The sequence below is a fragment of the Amycolatopsis sp. NPDC049688 genome, from assembly GCF_040674975.1.
In the GTDB taxonomy this organism is placed as follows: Bacteria; Actinomycetota; Actinomycetes; order Mycobacteriales; family Pseudonocardiaceae; genus Amycolatopsis.
Genome location: NZ_JBFANY010000004.1, coordinates 652,651 through 672,268 on the forward strand (window position 1 = coordinate 652,651; position 19,618 = coordinate 672,268).

Annotated in this window: 21 protein-coding genes; 14 read left to right on the plus strand and 7 right to left on the minus strand. The window is 73.2% G+C overall.

Annotated features, from left to right (window positions below):
• Window positions 1-175: 175 nt before the first annotated feature.
• Window positions 176-1,147 carry an SEFIR domain-containing protein gene (locus tag AB0J55_RS18385; protein WP_364249284.1) on the plus strand — a complete coding sequence of 324 codons (972 nt, stop codon included), beginning with the start codon at window positions 176-178 and terminating at the stop codon, window positions 1,145-1,147.
• Here the strand turns inward: AB0J55_RS18385 and AB0J55_RS18390 are convergent.
• On the minus strand, window positions 1,092-2,693 hold the full coding sequence (locus AB0J55_RS18390) for a putative PEP-binding protein (RefSeq protein WP_364249286.1): 1,602 nt from the start codon (window positions 2,691-2,693) through the stop codon (window positions 1,092-1,094). The two genes, AB0J55_RS18385 and AB0J55_RS18390, sit on opposite strands and share 56 nt — an antisense overlap.
• Before the next feature lie 103 nt (window positions 2,694-2,796).
• On the opposite strand from AB0J55_RS18390, the gene AB0J55_RS18395 reads away from it, so the two are divergent.
• The 5 genes from AB0J55_RS18395 to AB0J55_RS18415 are packed head-to-tail and all read left to right on the plus strand — an operon-like array spanning window position 2,797 to window position 6,689.
• Window positions 2,797-3,558: a DeoR/GlpR family DNA-binding transcription regulator gene (locus tag AB0J55_RS18395; protein WP_364249288.1), complete on the plus strand. Its 762-nt coding sequence runs from the start codon at window positions 2,797-2,799 to the stop codon at window positions 3,556-3,558.
• Window positions 3,555-4,499 carry a 1-phosphofructokinase gene (gene pfkB, locus AB0J55_RS18400; RefSeq protein ID WP_364249290.1) on the plus strand — a complete coding sequence of 315 codons (945 nt, stop codon included), beginning with the start codon at window positions 3,555-3,557 and terminating at the stop codon, window positions 4,497-4,499. The genes AB0J55_RS18395 and pfkB overlap by 4 nt, the downstream gene beginning before the upstream one ends.
• A complete protein-coding gene (locus AB0J55_RS18405; RefSeq protein ID WP_364249292.1) occupies window positions 4,496-4,948 on the plus strand; it encodes a fructose PTS transporter subunit IIA in 453 nt (150 codons plus the stop codon). Before pfkB ends, AB0J55_RS18405 begins: the two co-directional genes overlap by 4 nt.
• 2 nt (window positions 4,949-4,950) lie before the next feature.
• The gene (locus tag AB0J55_RS18410) at window positions 4,951-6,399 is read left to right on the plus strand and encodes a fructose-specific PTS transporter subunit EIIC (RefSeq protein WP_364249294.1); all 1,449 of its coding nucleotides are present in this window, start codon (window positions 4,951-4,953) and stop codon (window positions 6,397-6,399) included.
• 11 nt (window positions 6,400-6,410) lie between these two features.
• Window positions 6,411-6,689 (plus strand): HPr family phosphocarrier protein, encoded by a 279-nt coding sequence (locus AB0J55_RS18415; RefSeq protein WP_364249296.1) that lies wholly within the window; start codon window positions 6,411-6,413, stop codon window positions 6,687-6,689.
• Window positions 6,690-6,743: 54 nt separating this feature from the next.
• Here AB0J55_RS18415 and AB0J55_RS18420 read toward each other — a convergent pair whose 3' ends face one another.
• The gene (locus AB0J55_RS18420) at window positions 6,744-7,298 is read right to left on the minus strand and encodes a helix-turn-helix domain-containing protein (RefSeq protein ID WP_364249298.1); all 555 of its coding nucleotides are present in this window, start codon (window positions 7,296-7,298) and stop codon (window positions 6,744-6,746) included.
• Between the two features lie 79 nt (window positions 7,299-7,377).
• Between AB0J55_RS18420 and AB0J55_RS18425 the strand changes: the two genes are divergently transcribed.
• Window positions 7,378-8,247, plus strand: a complete 870-nt coding sequence (locus AB0J55_RS18425; RefSeq protein WP_364249299.1) for an NAD(P)H-binding protein — start codon at window positions 7,378-7,380, stop codon at window positions 8,245-8,247.
• A gap of 7 nt (window positions 8,248-8,254) precedes the next feature.
• On the opposite strand, the gene AB0J55_RS18430 is transcribed toward AB0J55_RS18425, so the two are convergent.
• Entirely contained in the window at window positions 8,255-8,842 is a 588-nt protein-coding gene (locus AB0J55_RS18430; protein ID WP_364249300.1) for a helix-turn-helix domain-containing protein, read from the minus strand.
• Between the two features lie 85 nt (window positions 8,843-8,927).
• Here AB0J55_RS18430 and AB0J55_RS18435 point away from each other — a divergent pair, with 85 nt between their 5' ends.
• From AB0J55_RS18435 to AB0J55_RS18460, 6 genes are all read left to right on the plus strand, one after another.
• Window positions 8,928-10,226, plus strand: coding sequence for a cytochrome P450 (locus AB0J55_RS18435; protein WP_364249301.1), 1,299 nt, complete (start codon window positions 8,928-8,930; stop codon window positions 10,224-10,226).
• The gene (locus tag AB0J55_RS18440; protein WP_364249303.1) at window positions 10,223-11,113 is read left to right on the plus strand and encodes an alpha/beta hydrolase; all 891 of its coding nucleotides are present in this window, start codon (window positions 10,223-10,225) and stop codon (window positions 11,111-11,113) included. The genes AB0J55_RS18435 and AB0J55_RS18440 overlap by 4 nt, the downstream gene beginning before the upstream one ends.
• Complete coding sequence (locus AB0J55_RS18445) at window positions 11,097-11,942, plus strand: SDR family NAD(P)-dependent oxidoreductase (protein WP_364249305.1); 846 nt, start codon at window positions 11,097-11,099, stop codon at window positions 11,940-11,942. Before AB0J55_RS18440 ends, AB0J55_RS18445 begins: the two co-directional genes overlap by 17 nt.
• Window positions 11,939-13,417, plus strand: a complete 1,479-nt coding sequence (locus tag AB0J55_RS18450) for an NAD(P)/FAD-dependent oxidoreductase (protein ID WP_364249307.1) — start codon at window positions 11,939-11,941, stop codon at window positions 13,415-13,417. Before AB0J55_RS18445 ends, AB0J55_RS18450 begins: the two co-directional genes overlap by 4 nt.
• Window positions 13,418-13,450: 33 nt before the next feature.
• Window positions 13,451-14,317: an NAD(+)/NADH kinase gene (locus AB0J55_RS18455; RefSeq protein ID WP_364249309.1), complete on the plus strand. Its 867-nt coding sequence runs from the start codon at window positions 13,451-13,453 to the stop codon at window positions 14,315-14,317.
• Window positions 14,318-14,425: 108 nt separating this feature from the next.
• On the plus strand, window positions 14,426-15,127 hold the full coding sequence (locus AB0J55_RS18460; RefSeq protein ID WP_364249311.1) for a DUF998 domain-containing protein: 702 nt from the start codon (window positions 14,426-14,428) through the stop codon (window positions 15,125-15,127).
• A gap of 12 nt (window positions 15,128-15,139) precedes the next feature.
• Here the strand turns inward: AB0J55_RS18460 and AB0J55_RS18465 are convergent, their stop codons facing one another.
• A complete protein-coding gene (locus AB0J55_RS18465) occupies window positions 15,140-15,502 on the minus strand; it encodes a DNA polymerase ligase N-terminal domain-containing protein (protein ID WP_364249313.1) in 363 nt (120 codons plus the stop codon).
• Between the two features lie 41 nt (window positions 15,503-15,543).
• Between AB0J55_RS18465 and AB0J55_RS18470 the strand changes: the two genes are divergently transcribed.
• The gene (locus tag AB0J55_RS18470) at window positions 15,544-16,533 is read left to right on the plus strand and encodes a YdcF family protein (RefSeq protein ID WP_364249315.1); all 990 of its coding nucleotides are present in this window, start codon (window positions 15,544-15,546) and stop codon (window positions 16,531-16,533) included.
• Here the strand turns inward: AB0J55_RS18470 and AB0J55_RS18475 are convergent.
• Genes AB0J55_RS18475 through AB0J55_RS18485 form a run of 3 tightly spaced genes read right to left on the minus strand, consistent with a single transcriptional unit; the run spans window position 16,530 to window position 19,610 of the window.
• Window positions 16,530-17,738: a glycosyltransferase gene (locus AB0J55_RS18475; RefSeq protein WP_364249317.1), complete on the minus strand. Its 1,209-nt coding sequence runs from the start codon at window positions 17,736-17,738 to the stop codon at window positions 16,530-16,532. The genes AB0J55_RS18470 and AB0J55_RS18475 overlap by 4 nt on opposite strands.
• Window positions 17,739-17,787: 49 nt before the next feature.
• Complete coding sequence (locus AB0J55_RS18480; RefSeq protein ID WP_364249319.1) at window positions 17,788-18,618, minus strand: SDR family NAD(P)-dependent oxidoreductase; 831 nt, start codon at window positions 18,616-18,618, stop codon at window positions 17,788-17,790.
• Window positions 18,615-19,610 (minus strand): alpha/beta hydrolase family protein, encoded by a 996-nt coding sequence (locus AB0J55_RS18485; protein WP_364249321.1) that lies wholly within the window; start codon window positions 19,608-19,610, stop codon window positions 18,615-18,617. Before AB0J55_RS18485 ends, AB0J55_RS18480 begins: the two co-directional genes overlap by 4 nt.
• Window positions 19,611-19,618: the final 8 nt, after the last annotated feature.

Sequence of the window (19,618 nt, forward strand, 5' to 3'; positions counted from 1 at the left end):
CTGACAGATTCAGGACAATAGCTGGCCAGCGTCCACGCCGGTCGGAAAACGCACCCTTGACAATCCGCGGACCGGCCGATATATGACAGGCAAACATGCCGCATGAGGGCCGAATCGTTTGCGGAAAACCGATCTCGCGGATCGGTGATTCACCGACCGATCCGAGGGGAAGCCGATGTCCGAGCCCGACCCGCCGAAGGTATTTTTCAGCTATTCGCACGACTCCGAGGAGCACAAAGAGCTGGTCCGCCGGTTCGCGACCTTCCTGCACAGCCGGATCGGCCTCGAGGTCGTGCTCGACCAGTGGTACGACAACTCCCGCATCGACTGGTCGCTGTGGGCCACGAGGAACCTCAAAGCCGCGGACTTCGTCATCGTCGTGGCGTCTCCCCTGTACCGGGCCCGGGCCGACGGCGAGGCACCGCCGGACGAAGGCCGCGGCGCCCAGTTCGAGACCGCGATCATCCGCAACAAGCTGACCAGGGACCTCGAGGACGGCACCCGCCGTGTCCTTCCGGTCGTCCTGCCCGGCCGGTCGATCGACGAAATCCCCGAGTTCCTCAACCCCTACTCCATGACCCGGTACGAGATCGCGGAATTCACCGACGGCGGGGTCGCCGACCTGCTCGCCGCGATCACGGGCCGGGGGAAGCACGAGATGCCCCGCCGCGGTGTCTGGCGCGGCGGGGCACGGGGACCGCGCCGGCTACCCGCCGGGGAACTGCCGTGGACGTGCGCCAGCCCCGGGGTGCGGCGGGGCGACGCGTGGATCGACGGCCTGCACTACGGAAGCAGCATCGTCCTGCGGCCGGGCACGCCGTCCGCCAGGGGGCCGGGGTTCGTCGAACTGGACCTCGGCGGCCACTACCAGCGGTTCAGCACCGTCGCCGGGGTGCTCGACGACGCCCGGGACCCGTTCCAGGTCGGGCGCGTCCGGGTGGTGCTCGACGGGACGCCGCGGTGTGAACACGACGTCTCGGCCGGGAAGCCGGCGAAAATCGACGTCGACGTCTCCGGTGCCCGCGTGCTGCGGCTCGAGATGTCGCGGCCGGGGGCGGCGGCGTCTCCCTTCGGCTCCGCCGCCGTCGTCGTCACCCGGCCGGGGCGGCCGCCCGAACTGGCTCTCGGCGATCCGATCGTGACCTGACGCGGCACGTCTCCAGGTCCACCTCCCGCAGCGCCGCGCCCACGCCGGGCAGGGCCGCCGCGTTCATCGACAGCGATGTCACGCCCAAGCCCACCAGGACCGGCGCCAGCGACGGGTCCGCTGCCGCTTCGCCGCACACCCCCACCGGCTTGCCCGCTGCCGCCTCCGCGACCATGCCCACCAGGCGCAGCAATGCCGGCTGGGCCGGGTCGTTCAACGCCGCCACCGCGCCCAGCTGGCGGTCCGCCGCGAACACGTACTGGGCCAGGTCGTTCGTCCCCAGCGAAACGAAGTCGACCGCAGCCAGGATCGCCTCCGCGCACAACGCCGCCGCTGGGATCTCGATCATCACGCCCACCCTGGCGATCCCCGCCGCGCGGGCGCGGGCCGCGAACCAGGCCGCTTCCGCCGCCGTGGCCACCATCGGGGCCATCACCGACAGCTCCACACCCGTCTCCTCGCCCGCTGCCGCGATCGCCGACAGCTGGCGGTCCAACAGCTCCGGGCGGTCGAACGCGACCCGCAGCCCCCGGACGCCCAGCGCCGGGTTGGGTTCCTCGCCCATCGGCAAGAACGCCAACGGCTTGTCCGAACCCGCGTCGAGCGTCCGGACCACGACCGGTTTCCCCGCGAACGGGGCCAACACCGCCGCGTACGCCGCCCGCTGCTCCGCCTCCGTCGGCTCCGCGGCCGCCGACAGGAAGCAGAACTCCGTGCGGAACAAGCCGATTCCCTCGGCGCCGGCCGCCGCGGCCGCGACCGCGTCCGCCGGCGATCCGACGTTGGCCAGCAGCTTCACGCGGTGGCCGTCGGCCAGCTGCCCGATGCCGTCCCACGTCGGGCGCGACGTCCGGGCCGGCGCCCGGACCGTGCCGTCCGACGAGGTCACCGTGCCCGCGGAGCCGTCGACCGCGAGGCCCGCGCTGTCCAGGTCCAGCACACCGGCGCACGCCACCACCGCGGGAATCCCCAGCGCCCGCGCCAGGATCGCCGTGTGGCTCGTCGGGCCGCCCTCCGCCGTCACCAGCGCCAGGACCAGATCCGGGTCGAGCCCCGCCGTGTCGGCCGGGGCCAGGTCCCGGGCCACCAGGACGCTCGGCGACGTCAGTTCGGGGACGCCCGGCGGCGCCACGCCCAGCAGCGCCGCGACGATCCGGTCGCGGACGTCGGCGACGTCCCGCGCGCGCTCGGCCAGGTAGCCGCCTGCGGCCTGCAGCGCCGTCATGAACTCCCCCGCCGCCTCCCAGACCGCTCGCGGCGCCGGCAGCGAACGTTCGAGGACCAGGTTCTCCGCGGACGCCAGGAGGGCGGGGTCCGCCGCCATCGCCGCGGTCGTCTCCAGCACAGACCGGGCATCTCCGGACACGGAACGGGCACGATCGGACAACGCGGTCGCCACCGAAGCCGCTGCCGGCCCGATCTTGCCCGCTTCGGCCCCGAGGTCGCCGGAAGGCGGCGTCGAGGCGGGTTCCGGCAGGTCAGCGGCCACGACGACGCGGGGACCGGCGACCCGGCCCGGGCTGACTCCGACTCCGGACAGCTGCATGGGATGACCTCCGGGGGCAAAGGATCTCGTAACTGGGGATTGACAGTACGGTAACAACGGGCACAATCAAACGGCAACGGGCAAACATCGGAGAGGAACGGGCATGTACGCCGCCGAACGGCATCAGCTCCTGGCGCAACGCGCACGTCGCGACGGCCGGGTCGACGTCAACGACGTCGCGACCGAACTCGGTGTCGCCCCCGAGACCATCCGCCGCGACCTCGGCGTCCTCGAACGCCAGGGCGTCGTCCGCCGCGTCTACGGCGGCGCGGTCGCCGTCGAGCGGCTCGACTTCGAACCCGAAGTGGCGCAGCGGGACCAGACCAACGCCGCCGAAAAGGACGCCATCGCGCGGGCCGCCCTCGACCTGGTGCCCGACCGCGGCTCGATCCTGCTCGACGCGGGCACCACGACCAGCAGGCTCGCCACGCTGCTGCCCGCCGACCGCGAGCTGACGGTGATCACCAACTCGATCCCGGTCGCCTCGATCCTCGCCACCCGCCCGGGCATCACGCTGCACATCCTCGGCGGCCGCGTCCGCGGGACGACGCTCGCCGCGGTCGAAGCCTGGACGCTGCACGCCCTCGACGGCCTGCTCGTCGACGTCGCTTTCCTGGGCGCCAACGGCTTTTCGGCCGAGCACGGCTGCACGACGCCGGACATGGCCGAGTCCGCCGTGAAGGCCGCCGTGGTCGCCGCCGCCCGCAAGCGGGTGCTGCTGGCCGACCACAGCAAGTACGGCACCGACCAGCTCAGCCGGTTCGCGCGGCTGGCCGAGATCGACGTCCTGGTCACCGACAGCGGCCTCGACGCCGGCGCGGTGGCCGAACTCGAAGAGGCGGGCCCGGAGGTGGTGCTGGCGTGATCGTCACCGTGACCCCCAACCCCAGCCTGGACCGGACCGCGCGGCTGGCCGGCCTGCGCCGCGGCGAAGTCAACCGGGCCGAGGCCGTCCGGCTCGACCCCGGCGGCAAGGGCGTCAACGTCGCCCGCGCGCTGACCGCCGCCGGCACCCCGACGGTCGCACTGCTGCCCGCCGGCGGCCCGGTCGGCGAGCGGCTGGCCGACCTGCTCGCGCCCGAAGGCGTCCCGGTCGTCGCGGTGCCGATCGCCGGGTCGACCCGCAGCAACATCACGCTCGTCGAAGCCGACGGGACCACGACGAAGGTCAACGAGCCGGGCCCGGAGATCTCCGCGGGCGAGCTGGCCACCCTCGAACGCCGGGCCGTCGAGCTGGCCGCGCGTGGCGAATGGCTGGTGTGCTGCGGAAGTCTCCCCGCCGGCGTCCCCGACGACTTCTACGCGCGGCTGACGAAGCTCGCGCACGAAGCCGGCGCGAAGGTCGCCGTCGACTCCTCGGGCGCGCCGCTCGCCGCCGCCTGCGCGGGCGGCCCGGACCTGCTCAAGCCGAACCTCGACGAGCTGACCGAGCTCGCCGGCCGGCCGTTGCCGCTGCTCGGCGACGTCGTCGCGTTCTGCCGGGAACTGATCGACAGCGGTGTCGGCCGCGTGCTGGTCAGCCTGGGCGCGCGCGGTGCCGTGCTCGTCGAGAAAACCGGAACGCACCACGCGCTCGGCCCGCTCGTGGCCGTGCGCAGCACCGTCGGCGCCGGAGACGCCGCCCTCGCCGGGTTCCTCCACGCGGGAGGAACCGGCCCCGAAGCCCTGCGGACCGCGGTCGCCTACGGCACCGCCGCGGTCGCGCAGGAGGGCAGCCGCATGCCCACCCCCCACGACGTGCACCCCGACCAGGTGCGCGTGCTCGAAGCCGACCCCACCTTCACCCTCAGCGGAGCCGCCGCATGACCACCCTGGACCTGATCACCGCCGACCTGGTCGACCTGAGCCTCGACGCGAGCGACAAGCAGGCCGCCGTCCGCGGCCTCGCGCAGCGGCTCGTCGACGCCGGGCGGGTGACCGACCTCGACCTGTTCCTGAAGGACGTCGCCGCCCGCGAGGAGCAGATGGCCACCGGGCTCGAAGGCGGCATCGGCATCCCGCACTGCCGCTCGGCCGCGGTCACCGCGCCGACGCTGGCCTTCGGCCGCAGCGACGCGGGCATCGACTTCGGCGCGCCGGACGGCCCGGCGCGCCTGATCTTCCTCATCGCCGCACCGGAAGGCGGCGGCAGCGACCACCTCAAGGTGCTGGCCGCGCTCGCCCGGCGGCTGGTCCGGGCGGAGTTCAAGCAGAACCTCCTGGACGCCGCCGACCCCGCCGCCGTCGCCGACTACATCCGCCAGGAGGTGGCCTGATCATGAAGTTCGTCGCCATCACCGCCTGCCCCACCGGGATCGCCCACACCTACATGGCGGCCGAGTCGCTGGAGCAGACCGCCCAGGCCAACGGCGACGAGATCGTCGTCGAAACCCAGGGGTCGGCCGGGTCCGAACCGCTGTCCGCCGAGGACATCGCGAGCGCGGACGCGGTCATCTTCGCCGCCGACCTCGCCGTGCAGGGCCGGGACCGGTTCGCCGGCAAGCCGATCGTCGAGGCGCCGGTCAAGGCCGCGATCAACGACGCCGCCGGCCTGTTCGAACGCGCGAAGGCCGCCGCACGCGAGCCCGTGGCTCCCGCGGCCGCGCCGGAGCTGACCTCGAAGGTCGGCGCGAACGACAAGGCGGGGACGAAGATCCGGCAGTGGCTGATGACCGGGGTCAGCTACCTGATCCCGTTCGTCGCCGCGGGCGGGTTGCTCATCGCCCTCGGTTTCGCCTTGGGTGGCTACAAGATCTCCGACGCGCCCGCGGTCACCGAGCACTTCGACGCCGGTTCGGTGGCGGGCTGGGCCGCGCTGATGTTCCAGATCGGAAGCGCCGCCTTCAAGTTCCTGGTGCCGGTGCTGGCGGGGTTCATCGCCTTCGCGATGGCCGACCGCCCGGCCATCGCCCCCGGGTTCGTCGGCGGCGCGATCGCCGTCACCGTCGGCGCCGGGTTCCTCGGCGGCCTCGTCGCCGGTCTGCTGGCCGGTGGCGTGGTGCTGTGGCTGAAGAAGGTCCGCGTGCCGAAGGCGATGCGGGGCATCATGCCGGTGGTCGTCTACCCGCTGCTCGGGTCCATCGTGGTCGGTGTGCTGATGTACGTCGTGGTCGGCAAGCCGATGGCGGCCGCGACGAGCGGGCTGACGAACTGGCTCAACAGCCTCAGCGGGGCCAGCGCGCTGCTGCTGGGCGCGCTGCTCGGCCTGATGATGGCCTTCGACATGGGCGGCCCGGTCAACAAGGCCGCCTACACCTTCGCCGTCGGCGGCCTGACCACCGGGGCCACCGGCTCGCTGCAGATCATGGCCGCGGTGATGGCGGCCGGGATGGTGCCGCCGCTGGCGCTCGCGCTGGCGTCGACCGTGCGGAAGAAGCTGTTCACCGAGGCCGAGCGCGAAAACGGCCGGGCAGCCTGGCTGCTCGGGGCGTCGTTCATCACCGAGGGCGCGATCCCGTTCGCGGCGGCGGACCCGTTCCGGGTGATCCCGTCGATCATGCTCGGCTCGGCCGTCACCGGCTCGCTGTCGATGGCCTTCGGCGCCACGTTGCGCGCCCCGCACGGCGGCATCTTCGTCCTGCCGCTGATCGGCAGCCCGCTGCTGTTCCTGGTGGCGCTGATCGCCGGCACCGCGGTGGCCGCCGGGTCGGTGATCGCCCTCAAGCAGGTGCGCTTCCGCGCCGCGGAACGCTCCGCCGCCGTCTCCGGCCAGCCCGTCAACGCGTGAAGGAGTCCACTGTGTACCAACGCCGCACGCTCGTCGCCAGCAGCGTCGGGCTGCACGCCCGGCCCGCGGGCCTGGTCGCGAAGACCGCCGCCGGCCAGCCGGCGAAGGTGAAGATCGCCAAGATCACCGGTGGGGTGCCGGGCGACCCGGTCGACGCCGCCAGCGTCCTCGGCCTGATGACCCTGGGCGCGGCCCACGGGGACGAGGTCGAGCTGACCGCCGAGGGCGACCACGCCCGCGCCTCGGTCGACGCGCTGGCCGAGCTGATCGCCCGGGACCTGGACGCGTAACCGGCACGCAGCAATGAGGGCGCGGCACGCGGGTGCCACGCCCTCGCTGCGTGTTCAGGCGCGGATGCCCTCCAGCTGGAGGTCGATCAGCCGGCGCCACCGGCCGTCGCCCGCCATGTTGGCCATGGCCGCGCGGGTGATGAGGACGAAGTCCCCGGGACCGAAGTCGGCGCGCAGCCGGCCGGCTTCGACCGCGCGCCGCACGATGCGCTCGACGATCTCCGAGAAGGCGGCTTTCTGCTCTTCGATGTCGCCCCAGCTCGGCTCTTCGGGGCCGAGGAGCGCGAAGCGGAAGGCGGCGTCGGGTTCCGCCGCCTCCAGGTAGCCGTACAGCAGGGACTCGAACGCCGCCCACGGGTCGCCGACCTCTTCGGCTGCCCCGGCGAGGAAGGTCATCTCCTCGAACCGGCGGCCGATGATCGCCGCCCGCAGGGCCTGCTTGTCGGCGAAGTGCCGGTAGAGGGTACCGACGCCCAGCCCGGCGCGGTCGGCGATCTCCTCCATCTGGACGGCGTCGCCGCGCTGGGCGAACAGTTCTCCGGCGGCGTCGAGGATGGCGTCGCGGTTGCGCCGGGCGTCGGCGCGCAGCACACGTCGGGAAGCGGTCATGGTCGGCTCAGCGTACTTGACGGCGACGGGTTCCGGGCTATATTCGGAACCGGAATTCACCTTCATCTTAGGAGCACCCATGATCGTGGTGACCACCCCCACCGGACAGGTCGGCCGCCCCCTCGTCCGGCAGCTGCTCGCCGCGGGCAGCAAGGTCAAGGTCGTCGTCCGGGACGCCGCCCGCCTCGATGACGACGTCCGCGAGCAGGTCGAGGTGGCCGAGGGAACGCACGACGACCCGGCCGTGCTCGACGCGGCACTGCCCGGGGCCGAGGCACTGTTCTGGCTCGTACCGCCGAACCCCGCCGCAGCGAGCGCCGAAGAGCACTACGTCAGCTTCGCCCGGGCTGGTGGCGAAGCCGTCCGCCGTCACGGCGTCGGCCACGTCGTCGCCGTGAGCAGCGCCGGACACGGCTGGGCCAAGCCGGCGGGCGTCCTGTCGGCGGCCTTCGCCATGGACGCCGAGCTCCAGCGGTCGGGGGCGGCCTACCGGGCGGTGTCCCCGCCGTTCTACCTGGAGAACCTCCTCGGACAGGTCACCTCGATCCGCGAGCGCGGCGCGTTCTCCTTGACGTGCGCGGGCGACCGGCCGCTGGCCACGATCGCGACGCGGGACATCGCCGCCACCGCCGCGGGCCTGCTGACGGACCTGTCCTGGACCGGCCAGGCGGACGTGCCCGTGTTCGGCCCCGACCGGCTCACCCCCGACGGCATGGCGGCCGTGATGAGCGAAGAACTCGGCCGTCCGATCGCGTACCAGCGCATCTCCCTGGCCGATTTCGCCGCAATGCGCCGGTCCCAGGGGGCGAGCGAACGGGTGGTTGCGGACGCGGTCGAGATGTTCGCCGCCCAGGACGAGGGCGTCTACGACGCGGACTGGGCGAAGGCGGCGATCACGGCGACGGACTTCCGGACCTGGTGCCGCGAGGTGCTCGCGCCGGCGTTCTGACCGGCAGTCAGGCCGGGCCGAGCAGGGCGATCGAGGCGCGCACCGCGACCTCCGTGACGTCGCCGGCCCGGCCGCCGTCCTCGACGGTCGTCGCGATCAGCTCGCGCAGGCCGCCCAGGAGCATGATCGACAGCTGCCGCGAAGGCGGGCTGATGCCGGCCGCGCGCATCTCGGGGGTGTCCGTCAGCCGCTGGGTCATCGCGATGAAGCCCTCCATCGCGTCGCGCTGCAGGTCTCGTGCCGGGGCGCCCAGCGCGGGGACGTCGCGGATCCAGCTCAGCGTGATCGCCGGTTCCGACTCCGCGCAGGCGATCCACGCTTCGATCGCCTGGCGGACCTGGACCGCCCACGGCGCCCGGGGGTCCACCGCGTCCGAGATCTGGCGGATCATCGAGCGGTTCGCCTCCGCCAGGAGCGCGATCAGGCACTCTTCCCGGCTGGAGAAGTGCTCGTAAAACGTGCGGCGGGACGTGCGGGCGCGGCGGACGACATCGGCCACCGTCGTGTCGCGGAAGCCCGTCTCGGTGATCGACTCGGCCAGCCCGTCCAGGAGGCGCTGCCGGTGCGGGCGGGTGTCGACGTCCACAGCAGTCACGCTATACCCCTCCTCTTGAAAAGAGATGGTACACCGGCGTACCGTACCGACGGTACGCTCGCGTACCACCTTTCCGGGAGGGTCGATGACGACCATGACAAGCCCCACGACGCTGCCGCCGGGGCCCACGGTGCCGCGGGCCGTCCAGGGCGCCTACGCCCTGACCCAGCCGCTGCGCGGCATGCGGCGGCTGAGGGACCGCTACGGCGACGCCTTCACCGTCAACGTGCCGATCTTCGGCCGGGCCGTCGTGATCAGCAGCCCCGCCGAGATCAAGCAGCTGTTCACCTCCGGCCCCGAGCTCGTCGACAACCTCGAGGTCAACCTCGGACGCGTGCTCGGGCCGCGGTCGATGTTCGCGCTGTCCGGCGACGAGCACAAACGGCAGCGGAAACTCCTGGTCCCGCCGTTCCACGGCCGCCGCCTCGCCGCGTACGAGAAGATCGTCGAAGAAGAAACCGTCCGCGAACTCGCGACCTGGCCGGAGGACAAGCCCTTCGCCACGCTGCCGTCGATGATGCGGATCACGCTCAACGCCATCCTCCGCGCGGTCTTCGGCGCCGAAGGGGCCGAGTTCGCCGAGCTGCGCGAGCTGCTGCCGCCGTTCGTCACCCTCGGCTCGCGGCTGGCCGTCGCGCCGATCTCCAAGAAGGGCCGCTTCAACCCGTGGCGCCGCTTCGAACGGATGCGCCGCGAGTACGACGCGATCGTCGACCGGCTCATCGCCAAGGCCCGCGCCGAAGAAAAGGACGACGTCCTTTCGATGATGCTGCAGACCCGCTACGACGACGGGTCGGGGCTCAGCCGCGAAGAGATCTCCGACCAGCTGCTCACCCTGCTCACCGCCGGCCACGAAACCACCGCGACGACGCTGGCCTGGGCGGTCGAACGCCTTCGCCGCCACCCCGCCCTTCTCGAAGAACTGCGGGAAGGCGACGGCAAGCTCCTCGACGCCACCATCCTCGAGGTCCAGCGCACCCGGCCGGTCATCGACCTCACCGCCCGGCAGGTCAAGCAGGACGGCTTCCGGCTCGGCCGGTGGACGCTGCCGAAGGGGTACGCCGTGCTGGTCAGCATCGCGCTGATCCACGACGACGACGCCGTCTTCCCGCACGCGGCCACCTTCGACCCGCACCGGTTCGCCGGCGTGCGCCCCGACCTCTACCAGTGGATCCCGTTCGGCGGCGGCACCCGCCGCTGCCTCGGCGCCGCCTTCGCGACCATGGAGATGACCGTCGTGCTGCGGACCCTGCTGCGGGACTTCACGCTGGTACCGACGACCGAGCCCGGCGAACGCTGGCACTCGCGGGGCGTCGCCTACGCCCCCGCCAAGGGCGGCCGCGCGGTCGTGCGCCGCCGGACCACCATCGGAGGTGTTTCTTGACCGAGCAGATCGTCGACGTCGGGCGCGGGATTTCCCTGGCCTGCGAACGGATCGGGGACACCGGCGCCGAGCCGCTGGTCCTCGTCGCCGGGCTGGGCCAGCAGCTGCACAGCTGGCCGGACGCCTTCTGCACGCAGCTGGCCGAGCGCGGGTACGAGGTCATCCGGTTCGACAACCGCGACGCCGGGCGATCGACGCACCCGCGGTTCCGGCCGCCGAGCCTGCCCGGCATGCTCGCGGGCCGGTTCCCCGCGCAGCAGTACGACCTGAAGGACATGGCCGCCGACACGATCGGCCTGTTCGACGCCCTCGACCTCGAGACCGCCCACATCGCGGGCGTCTCCATGGGCGGCATGATCTCCCAGACCACCGCCGCGCTGTACCCCGGCCGGATCCGCACGCTGACGTCGATCATGTCGACGACCGGGTCGCGGCTGCTCGGCCGGCCCGCCCTGTCGACGTTGCGGATGATGGGCGCGAAGCCGCCGAAATCCCGCGAAGAGGCGGTCGAAAGCGCGGTCCGGATGTTCCGCCACATCGGCTCGCACGGCTTCCCGTTCGACGAGGCTTTCGTGCGCGAGCTGGCCGGCACGGGCTGGGACCGCGACCCGACGACCGGCGGTGTCGGCCGCCAGCTCGCCGCGATCATGAAGTCCGGCAACCGGACGCCGCTGCTGCGGAAGATCACCGCGCCGACGCTGGTCATCCACGGCGACCGCGACCGGATGGTCCACCCGACCGGCGGCGGCGCGACCGCCCGCGCGATCCGCGGCGCCCGGCTCGAAACCATCCGCGGCATGGGCCACGACCTGCCCGAGGGCGCCTGGCCGACGATTCTCGACCTGATCGACAAGCACGCGAGGAGCAGCGATGTCCCGGCCTCGTAGTCTCACCGGGCGCCCGGTGGTGATCACCGGCGCCGCGTCCGGCATCGGCCGCGCGCTGGCCACCCGGCTGTCGCGGCTCGGTTCGCCGGTCGCCCTCGCCGACGTCGACGAAGACGGCCTCAAGGCGACCGCCGCCGCCCTGCACGGCCGGGTGCTGACCCGCGTGCTCGACGTCCGCGACGCCGAAGACCAGCTTCGCTTCGCGGCGGAGGTGAAAGAGTGGCTCCCGGCGCCCCTGGCCGCGGTGTTCAACAACGCCGGCGTCGCGGTGACCTCCTCGGTCCTCGACGCGGTGCCCGAGGACGACGAGTGGCTGCACGACATCAACTTCCACGGCGTCGTGCACGGGACGCGGGCGTTCCTGCCGATCCTCGTCGAGCAGGGCGAAGGCGCGATCGTGAACACCTCCAGCGTGTACGGCCTGCTCGGAGTGCCGTACCAGAGCGCGTACTGCGCGGCGAAGTTCGCCGTCCGCGGGTTCACCGAGTCGCTGCGGCAGGAGCTGCGCGGCTCCGATGTCCGCGCGATCACCGTGCACCCGGGCGGCATCACGACGAACATCGCCCGCAACGCCCGGGTGCGCCGCGACCCCGAGGGCCGGGGCCGCACCCACGAGCAGATGGCCGCGCAGTTCGAGGCTATGACGATGACCTCGCCGGACAAGGCGGCGCAGATCATCCACACCGGCGTCGACCGCGGGAAGGCCCGCATCCTGGTCGGCCCAGACGCCTACCTGTTCGACGCGCTCGCCCGCATCACCCCCACCCACTACAACGCCGTACTGACGCGTGTCCTGCAGCGCGCCCGGCGGACGGAGGCCGTCCGATGACCGACCACGTCGACGTGCTGATCGTCGGCGCCGGGCTGTCCGGCGTCGGCGCCGCCCACCACCTGCGGACGGCGTTCCCGCGCAAGACCTTCACGATCCTCGAAGCCCGCGACGCGATCGGCGGCACCTGGGACCTGTTCCGCTACCCGGGCGTCCGGTCGGATTCGGACATGCAGACCCTCGGCTACCGGTTCCGGCCGTGGACCGACGCGAAGGCCATCGCGGACGGCCCGTCGATCCTGCGCTACGTCCGCGACACCGCGGCCGACGCGGGGATCGACCGCCACATCCGGTTCGGGCACCAGGTCGCCCGCGCCGAATGGTCCACAGAGGACGCATTGTGGACGATCACGGCGGTGCACGACGGGAAACCGGTCGAGATCACCGCGAAGTTCCTGTACCTCTGCAGCGGCTACTACGACTACGCGGCCGGGCACACCCCGGAGTTCCCCGGGCTCGAGGACTTCGGCGGGACGGTCGTGCACCCGCAGCACTGGCCCGAGGACCTCGACTACACCGGCAAGAAGGTCGTCGTCATCGGCAGCGGCGCGACGGCGGTGACGCTCGTCCCGGCGATGACCGACCGCGCCGCGCACGTGACGATGCTGCAGCGCTCCCCCACGTACATCCTTTCGCTGCCCTCGGAGGACGCGCTGGCCAACCGGCTGCGCGGGCTGCTCGGGCCGCGGCTGGCGTACCCGATCGCGCGCTGGAAGAACGTCGCCGTGAGCACGCTGATCTACCAGCTCAGCCGGCGCCGCCCGGGCGTGGTGAAGGCGATGATCCGCAAGGCGGCGATGAAGCAGCTGCCTCCCGGGTACGCCGTGGACACCCACTTCAAGCCCCGCTACCAGCCCTGGGACCAGCGGCTGTGCCTGGTCCCGGACGGCGACCTGTTCCGGTCGATCAAGCGCGGCGACGCCTCGGTCGTCACCGACCGGATCGCCTCCTTCACGAAGACCGGCATCCGGCTGGAATCGGGCGGCGAGCTCGAAGCGGACGTCGTCGTCACCGCGACCGGGCTGCGGCTGCTGGCCTTCGGCGGCATCGACCTGGTCGTCGACGGCGACCCGGTCAAGCTGCCGGAAACCATGGCCTACAAGGGCATGATGCTCAGCGGCGTCCCGAACTTCGCCTTCACCATCGGCTACACGAACGCGTCGTGGACGCTCAAGGCCGACCTCGTCGCCGAGTACGTCGTCCGGCTGCTGCGCCACCTGGACCGCACCGGCCACGACCAGGCCGTCCCGGTCAACGACGACCCGGCGGTCACCGAGCGGCCGCTGCTGGACTTCGACGCCGGGTACGTCCTGCGGTCCGTCGACGAGTTCCCGAAGGCGGGTTCGCGGGCGCCGTGGCAGCTGGGCATGAGCTACGCGCACGACGTGGTCAAGCTGCGGCACGGGAAGATCGACGACGGCGCGCTGCGGTTCTCGCGGCGGCGCGGGGCGGGAGCGGGCAGACTGAGCGCATGACGCTCGGAACCACCCCCGTCCGGAGCCGCTGACATGCACTCCGCGGGTCTTGTGCTGCACCCCCGCCGCGACTCGGCGGCCGCCGTCGAAGCGGTGCTCGGCTGGGCCGGGAACCGGGGCATCGAGGTGCTCGGCATCGCCGACGAGATCGTCCGGCTGAACTGCGCCGCGGTCGGGGTGACGCCCGAGGAGCTCGGGCGCCGCTCCGACCTGGTGGTCAGCCTCGGCGGCGACGGCACGATGCTGCGGGCCATGCGGCTGGCCGACGGCCAGCGCGCGCCGGTGCTCGGGGTGAACCTCGGCAAGCTCGGCTTCCTGGCCGAGGTCGACGTCCCCGACCTGCCCGGCGCGCTGTCGGCCATCGACGACCACGATTTCACGGTGGAGCCGCGGCTGGCCGTGGACGCGGTGCTGCAGGGGCGGAAGATCACGGCGTTCAACGACATCGCGGTGGTGCGCGTGCCCGGCGACGGCAGCGCGGTGGTCGCCGTCCGCGTCGGCGGCCAGCCGTTCGTGAGCTACTCGGCCGACGCGGTGGTGGTGGCGACCCCGACCGGCTCGACGGCGTACAGCTTCTCGGCGGGCGGCCCGATCACCAGCCCGGCGGTGGAGGCGCTGCTGGTGACGCCGGCGGCACCGCATTCGGCGTACAGCCGGGGTGTGGTGCTCTCGGTGCACGACGAGGTCACCCTGGAGCTGCTGCCGACCAGCGGCAGGCTGGCGGTGGAGGTCGACGGCCAGGTCGAGGGGTACGTCTCCCCCGGCGAGCGGCTCGATCTGCGGGGCCGGCCGAGCGCGGCCCGGGTGGTCCGGCTCGGCATGACGACGTTCTACCAGCGGGCGCGGCGCAAGCTGCGGCTCACCGACTCGGCCGAGATCCCGCAGGACGGCGACCACTGAGTGTCCTGCGTCACAGCGCGGGCCCGTCGGCAATGGTCACGGAAAGGTCACGGGTAGCGTGCGCGGCTGCGCCTGAACCAGCCGAACCGTCCCGGAGTGTTTCCCCACATGCTGTGTCCCGCACCCGTCCGTCCCCGCCTGCGCGCCCGCCTGCTCGTCCCGGGAGCCCTCGCCGCCTTCGCCGGCGCCGTCGTGTTGCTCACCGTGCTGCACGTCGACCGGCGCCTGGCCCCGCTCGACCCGGTGAGCACGATGCTCAGCGACTACGCACTGAGCCCCGGCCGGGGGTTGTGGGACGGCGCGCTGCTGCTCACCAGCACGGGCTCGGCCCTGCTGCTGGTGGCGCTCTGCCGCCGCGGCCTGCTGGCGAACCCGGCGCTGGTGGCGGCGAAAGTGCTGTGGTGCGTCAGCTTGCTCGCGGTGGCGGTGTTCGCGAAGGACCCGCAGGGCGGCGCGATCACCGCAACGGGCAAGATCCACCTCTACGCGTCGGCGGTGACGTGCCTGAGCCTGCCGGTGGTGGGCTGGGCACTGGGCCGCCGCCACCGCGACGACCCGCGCTGGCGCCGGTTCGCGACGTGGTCCCGGCGGCTGGCGCTGGCGGCGATCCCGTTCTACCTGCCGTTCATCGTCCCGTTCGCGGTGAACGTCGTCCTGGGCGGCCACCTGCCGACGGTGGCGACCGGCCTGGTGGAGCGGCTGATGATGGTGCTGGAGATCGCGTTGCTGGGAGTGCTGGGGTACTGGGCGCACCGGGCGATGCCGATGGGAGTCCGGTTCCGGCCTCGTGCCCGGGTGTCGCCCGCCTGACCGAGGCCTTGGCTACGCCGCTTCGCCCGGTTGGTCGCGGGTGCGGTGCAGCAGCCAGTCGCTCGCCGTGCGGATCAGCGCGTACCGCACCGCGCCCGTCCGGCCGTGCAGGGTGAACAGGATCCGCTTCGCCGTCCGGTCGTGTTCCTCCCACCAGCCCGTGTCGGCGATCTTCTTCGTCGCGTCCTCGTAGGCGAGGTGATCGAGGGCGTGGTCGGGCACCGCGACCGCGAGCCGGTTCGTGCCGGGGTCCGGCGGGAGGCCGCGCGGGACCGCCCAGGACCGCAGCACGCCGTCCTCCTCCAGGCGCAGGTCGAAGTGGTGCCGCGGGCGGAAGTGCTCGTGCAGGACGAACGCCGGGCGCCGATCGGTCACGCCCCTCACCCTGCCAGATCCCGTCCCGCTAGGTTGGACCGGTGAATGTCGCCGGTGGGGTGCTGCCGGTCGCCGCCGGGGTGGCCCTCGTCGTGTTCGCCGTGCGGCTGGCGCGCGAACCGCGGCGGCTGGGCAACGCCGTCTGGCTCGGCGTCGCGCTGCTGCTGAGCGCGCTGTGGCTGCTGCGGGCGGCGCTGCACCTGGAGTGGCTGACCCCGGTGCTGCTCGGCCTGCTCGCGATCGTGGTGGTGCTCGTCGCACTGATGCTGCCGGCCGCGCTGGTCGCCAACGGCGTGACGATGTGGCGGCGGGAAGGACGCAGTGCCGGGAACCTGCTGTCGCTCGGGCTCGGTGCCGGGCTCGTCGCGCTGGAGGCGTTGTTCTTCGTCCCGCTGGGCCGGTGGGGTTCGGCGCTGGTGGCCATCGCGGCCGTGCTGGCCTGCTACTTCGGGTTCCTGTTCCTTTCGCTGCTGATCTACTCCGTGGTGTACGGCCGGCTGGGCCGCCGCAGCGGGTTCGACGCGATCATCGTGCTCGGCTGCGGCCTGGCCGGCGAGCGCGTGCCGCCGCTGCTCGCCGGGCGCCTCGAGCGGGCGATCCGGCTCGCCGAGCGGGAGGCGACGCCGCCGCTGCTGGTCGTGTCCGGCGGGCGGGGTCCCGGCGAGACGGTCACCGAAGCCGAAGCGATGCACGCCTACCTGCGGGACCGCGGCATGCCGGAGGACCGGATCCGGCGCGAGGACCGGGCCGCGACGACCGGGGAAAACCTCGAGTTCTCGGCCGCGCTGCTCCCCGCCGGCGCCCGCCGGGTGGTGGCGGTGACCAGCAATTACCACGTCTTCCGGACGGCGGTGGAGTGCCGCCGGCTGGGCCTGCCGTTCCAGGCGACGGGCGCGCCGACGGCCCGGTACTTCCTGCCGAGCGCGCTGCTGCGCGAGTTCGCGGCGCTGATCCTGTACTACCGCCGGACGACGATCGCCGCCTGCGTGGTGATCATCGGGACGGGCGTGGCGTTGACGATTTTCGCCTAACGCAGGATCGAGCACGCGCGGGCCACGCCGTCCTCGGCCCGCACGCGCGCCCCGGCGTATTGCGCGCCGCGCCGGAACAGCGGGTTTCCGGTCAGCTCCCGCAGCCGGGCGGTCAGCACGTCGGCGTCGAGGGCCTTGAGCGGCACGGGTTTCGGGCCGGCGCTCAGCCGCGACACCCGCTCGCCCCAGTAGGGCTGGTCGGCGAAGACCGGGCAGACGAGAGTGGGGACGCCGGCCCGCAGCCCGGCCGCGGTGGTCCCGGCGCCGCCGTGGTGGACGACCGCGGCCGTGCGCGGGAACAGCCAGTCGTGCGGGACGTCCCCGGCGACCAGCAGGTCGTCGTCGTCGAGCCCGGCACCGAGGACGCCCCGCAGCCCCGCGCGGCGCAACGCGGTCCGGACGACGTCGAAGGTCCGTTCGGTGTCGGCGGGCTGCATGCTGCCGAAGCCGACGTACACCGGCGGCGGCCCGGCGGCGAGGAAGTCGCGCAGCCGCGGGTCCGGCCGCGGGCGGGCGGTGTCGAGGAACCAGTAGCCGGTGACGTGCACCCGGTCCGGCCAGTCGGGCGGCCGCGGCACGACGGCCTCGGAGAAGCCGCAGAGGACGGTCGAACGCCGTTGTGGCCCCCTTGCGCCGGCTTTGGCCAAGCCGAGCGTCTCGACGCGCCAGCGGTCGACTTCGGGGCGGAGAACCTGCCAGGTGAGGGCGTCGACGGCGCCGAAGCTGAGCCGGCGTCCCCACGGCCCGAGCCGGGCGGCGTGCGGGAGGAGCGGGTGCGGGAACGCCCGCGTCGGGACGCTCGGCTGGTAGTGGAGTTCGGTGTGGGGGACGCCGAGGTGGGCGCCCAGGTGCGCGCCGAGGAAGCCGAGCGAGGGGGCGAGCACGAGATCGGCCCCGGCGGCACCGGCGTGGACGTCGGCGAGGAGCTGGTCGAGGAGCGGTCGCAGGACGTCGCGGAGGCGGGAGAGGAAGGTGAGGCGGCTGCCGCGGGTCCACGCGCGGCCGGCAGCCGAGCCGAGCACGGCGGCGGGATCGGCGGAGAGCGGCGCGAAGCCGAGGTGGTGCGATGCGACGAGCTCGCGAAAGGCCGGCGCGGCCAGCACCCGGACGCGATCCCCGCCGGCGGCCAGGCCCCGGCCGAGGGCAACACAGGGTTGAACATCCCCTCGCGAGCCAGGCGCGACGATGACCACGAGGCGGCTCATGGTTTTCCTGCCGTCGGGCGGGATCCGCGGCGCATCAGGGCGACCCCGCTCACCGCTTCGCCGCCGTCAATCGGTACCGCAGCCGGAACGGCAGGTTCGCCAGCACCGCCGCCACCCGGGCGTCCGTGCCCACCAGGTACCGCGGGGCCGGCCGGCGGGCCGTCAACGCCCGCACCACCACCTCCGCCGCCCGGCGGGGCGGTACTCCCGTCCGCTCCGATCTCGCCGCGCTTCGCTCCGCCGCTGCCAGCTGGGCTCCGTACCGCTCCAATGCCGCCGGGGACAGCGCCGCCCTCACCTCCTCCGCGGCCGCCCGGGCGCGAGGCCAGATCGCCGTCGTCACCGCGCCCGGCTCGACCAGGATCACCTGGATGCCCTCGGGGGCCAGCTCCGCGCGCAGGCTGTCCGTCAAACCCACCAAGGCGAACTTCGCCGTGTGGTACGGGCCCACCATCGGCCCGGCGATGCGGCCGCCGATCGAGCCGAGCGTCACCACGCGGGCCGGCTCCGCGCGCCGCAGGGCCGGGAGCATTGCGCGCGTCACCGCCAGCTGGCCCGTCACGTTCACCTCCAGCTGCTCCCGGAACGCCGTCAGCGGCACGTGTTCCAGCGGCCCCGGCCGGGCCAGGCCCGCGTTGTTCACCAAGCCCCGCAACGGCCCCGCCGCCGCGACCCGGTCTCCGCACTCCGCGATGGATTCCGCGTCACGCAGGTCCATCCGCAGCACCGTGACCGCGTCGCCGTACGCGCGCCCGAGTTCCGCTTCGTCCGCATCCGTGCGCACACTCGCCCACACGTGCGCGCCCCGCCGGACCAGCTCCGCCACGCAGGCGCGGCCGATGCCGCCCGCCGCTCCCGTGACCACGTAGGACGGTTTCACGACGCCAGCACCTGCAGCATCCGGGGCCACGTCTTGTGCAGCTGCTCCTGCCAGTAGGCCCACTGGTGGGTCCCCGGCCCGTAGAGATCCACCGTCGCCGGGACGCCGAGGGCGCGCAGCCGCGCGGCCATCGCCGTGGTCTGCGCCCCGCACAGGAACTCCAGGAGCATCGCACCCGGCAGCACGTCGACCGGGAGCTTCGCGTCGAACGGGCCCGGCAATCCGTTGCCCGCCGAGAGGTACAGCTCGGTGCCGCGCAGGCGGTCCGCGTTCACCAGCGGGTCGTGGGCCGCCCAGCGCGCGGCCTCGCGCCGCCGGTCGCCCCACAGCGCCTCGGGGTCGAGGCGGGCCGACGAGACGATCGCGCCGGTCAGCAGCTCGCCCGCCGGCCCCGTCGGGTTGAGGTTGCCGCTGAAGGAAGCGGCGTAGCGGAACACGCCCGGCCGCCGCGCGGCGAGCTCGATCGCGCCGTAGCCACCGAGGGACAGGCCGGCCGCCGCCCGGCGCCCGTTCCCGCGGTAGCCGCGGTCGATCAGCTGCGGCAGCTCCACCGCGGTGAACGTCTCCCACTGGTTGAGCGCAACGTCCTTGCCGTAGTTCCACCAGTCGCTGAAGAAGCCGGCCGGCCCCGAACCGGGCATGACGACCAGGACACCGGCGTCGTCGGCGAGCCGCCGGACGTCGGTGTTCGCGCTCCAGCCCCGGTAGTCCTGCAGCCGGGTCTCGCCGGCGAGCAGGTAGACCGCCGCCCACCTCCGCTCCGGCTCGGCCGCCCAGCCGCGCGGCAGGATCAGCCGGACCATCGCGTACGCCCCGACGCCGGCCGACCGCACGGTCAGGTCGAGCACCCGCCCGTCACCGTCCACAGTGGTCTGGGCGACGACGTGCGACCCGTCGTCGGCCCGCACGTCGGGCGCGGCCGCGGCGGGAACACCGGGCAACGTGCCCGCCACGGCCACCAGCACCGCGCACCACCTCGCAACCAGGCGCATGCGTTTCC

Coding starts and splice junctions, on each gene's coding strand:
- AB0J55_RS18390 (WP_364249286.1), bottom strand. CDS start 2,693: ATGCAGCTGTCCGGAGTCGGAGTCAGCCCGGGCCGGGTCGCCGGTCCC.
- AB0J55_RS18475 (WP_364249317.1), bottom strand. CDS start 17,738: ATGAGCCGCCTCGTGGTCATCGTCGCGCCTGGCTCGCGAGGGGATGTT.
- AB0J55_RS18455 (WP_364249309.1), top strand. CDS start 13,451: ATGCACTCCGCGGGTCTTGTGCTGCACCCCCGCCGCGACTCGGCGGCC.
- AB0J55_RS18385 (WP_364249284.1), top strand. CDS start 176: ATGTCCGAGCCCGACCCGCCGAAGGTATTTTTCAGCTATTCGCACGAC.
- AB0J55_RS18460 (WP_364249311.1), top strand. CDS start 14,426: ATGCTGTGTCCCGCACCCGTCCGTCCCCGCCTGCGCGCCCGCCTGCTC.
- AB0J55_RS18425 (WP_364249299.1), top strand. CDS start 7,378: ATGATCGTGGTGACCACCCCCACCGGACAGGTCGGCCGCCCCCTCGTC.
- AB0J55_RS18420 (WP_364249298.1), bottom strand. CDS start 7,298: ATGACCGCTTCCCGACGTGTGCTGCGCGCCGACGCCCGGCGCAACCGC.
- AB0J55_RS18445 (WP_364249305.1), top strand. CDS start 11,097: ATGTCCCGGCCTCGTAGTCTCACCGGGCGCCCGGTGGTGATCACCGGC.
- AB0J55_RS18395 (WP_364249288.1), top strand. CDS start 2,797: ATGTACGCCGCCGAACGGCATCAGCTCCTGGCGCAACGCGCACGTCGC.
- AB0J55_RS18450 (WP_364249307.1), top strand. CDS start 11,939: ATGACCGACCACGTCGACGTGCTGATCGTCGGCGCCGGGCTGTCCGGC.
- AB0J55_RS18410 (WP_364249294.1), top strand. CDS start 4,951: ATGAAGTTCGTCGCCATCACCGCCTGCCCCACCGGGATCGCCCACACC.
- AB0J55_RS18435 (WP_364249301.1), top strand. CDS start 8,928: ATGACGACCATGACAAGCCCCACGACGCTGCCGCCGGGGCCCACGGTG.
- AB0J55_RS18485 (WP_364249321.1), bottom strand. CDS start 19,610: ATGCGCCTGGTTGCGAGGTGGTGCGCGGTGCTGGTGGCCGTGGCGGGC.
- AB0J55_RS18405 (WP_364249292.1), top strand. CDS start 4,496: ATGACCACCCTGGACCTGATCACCGCCGACCTGGTCGACCTGAGCCTC.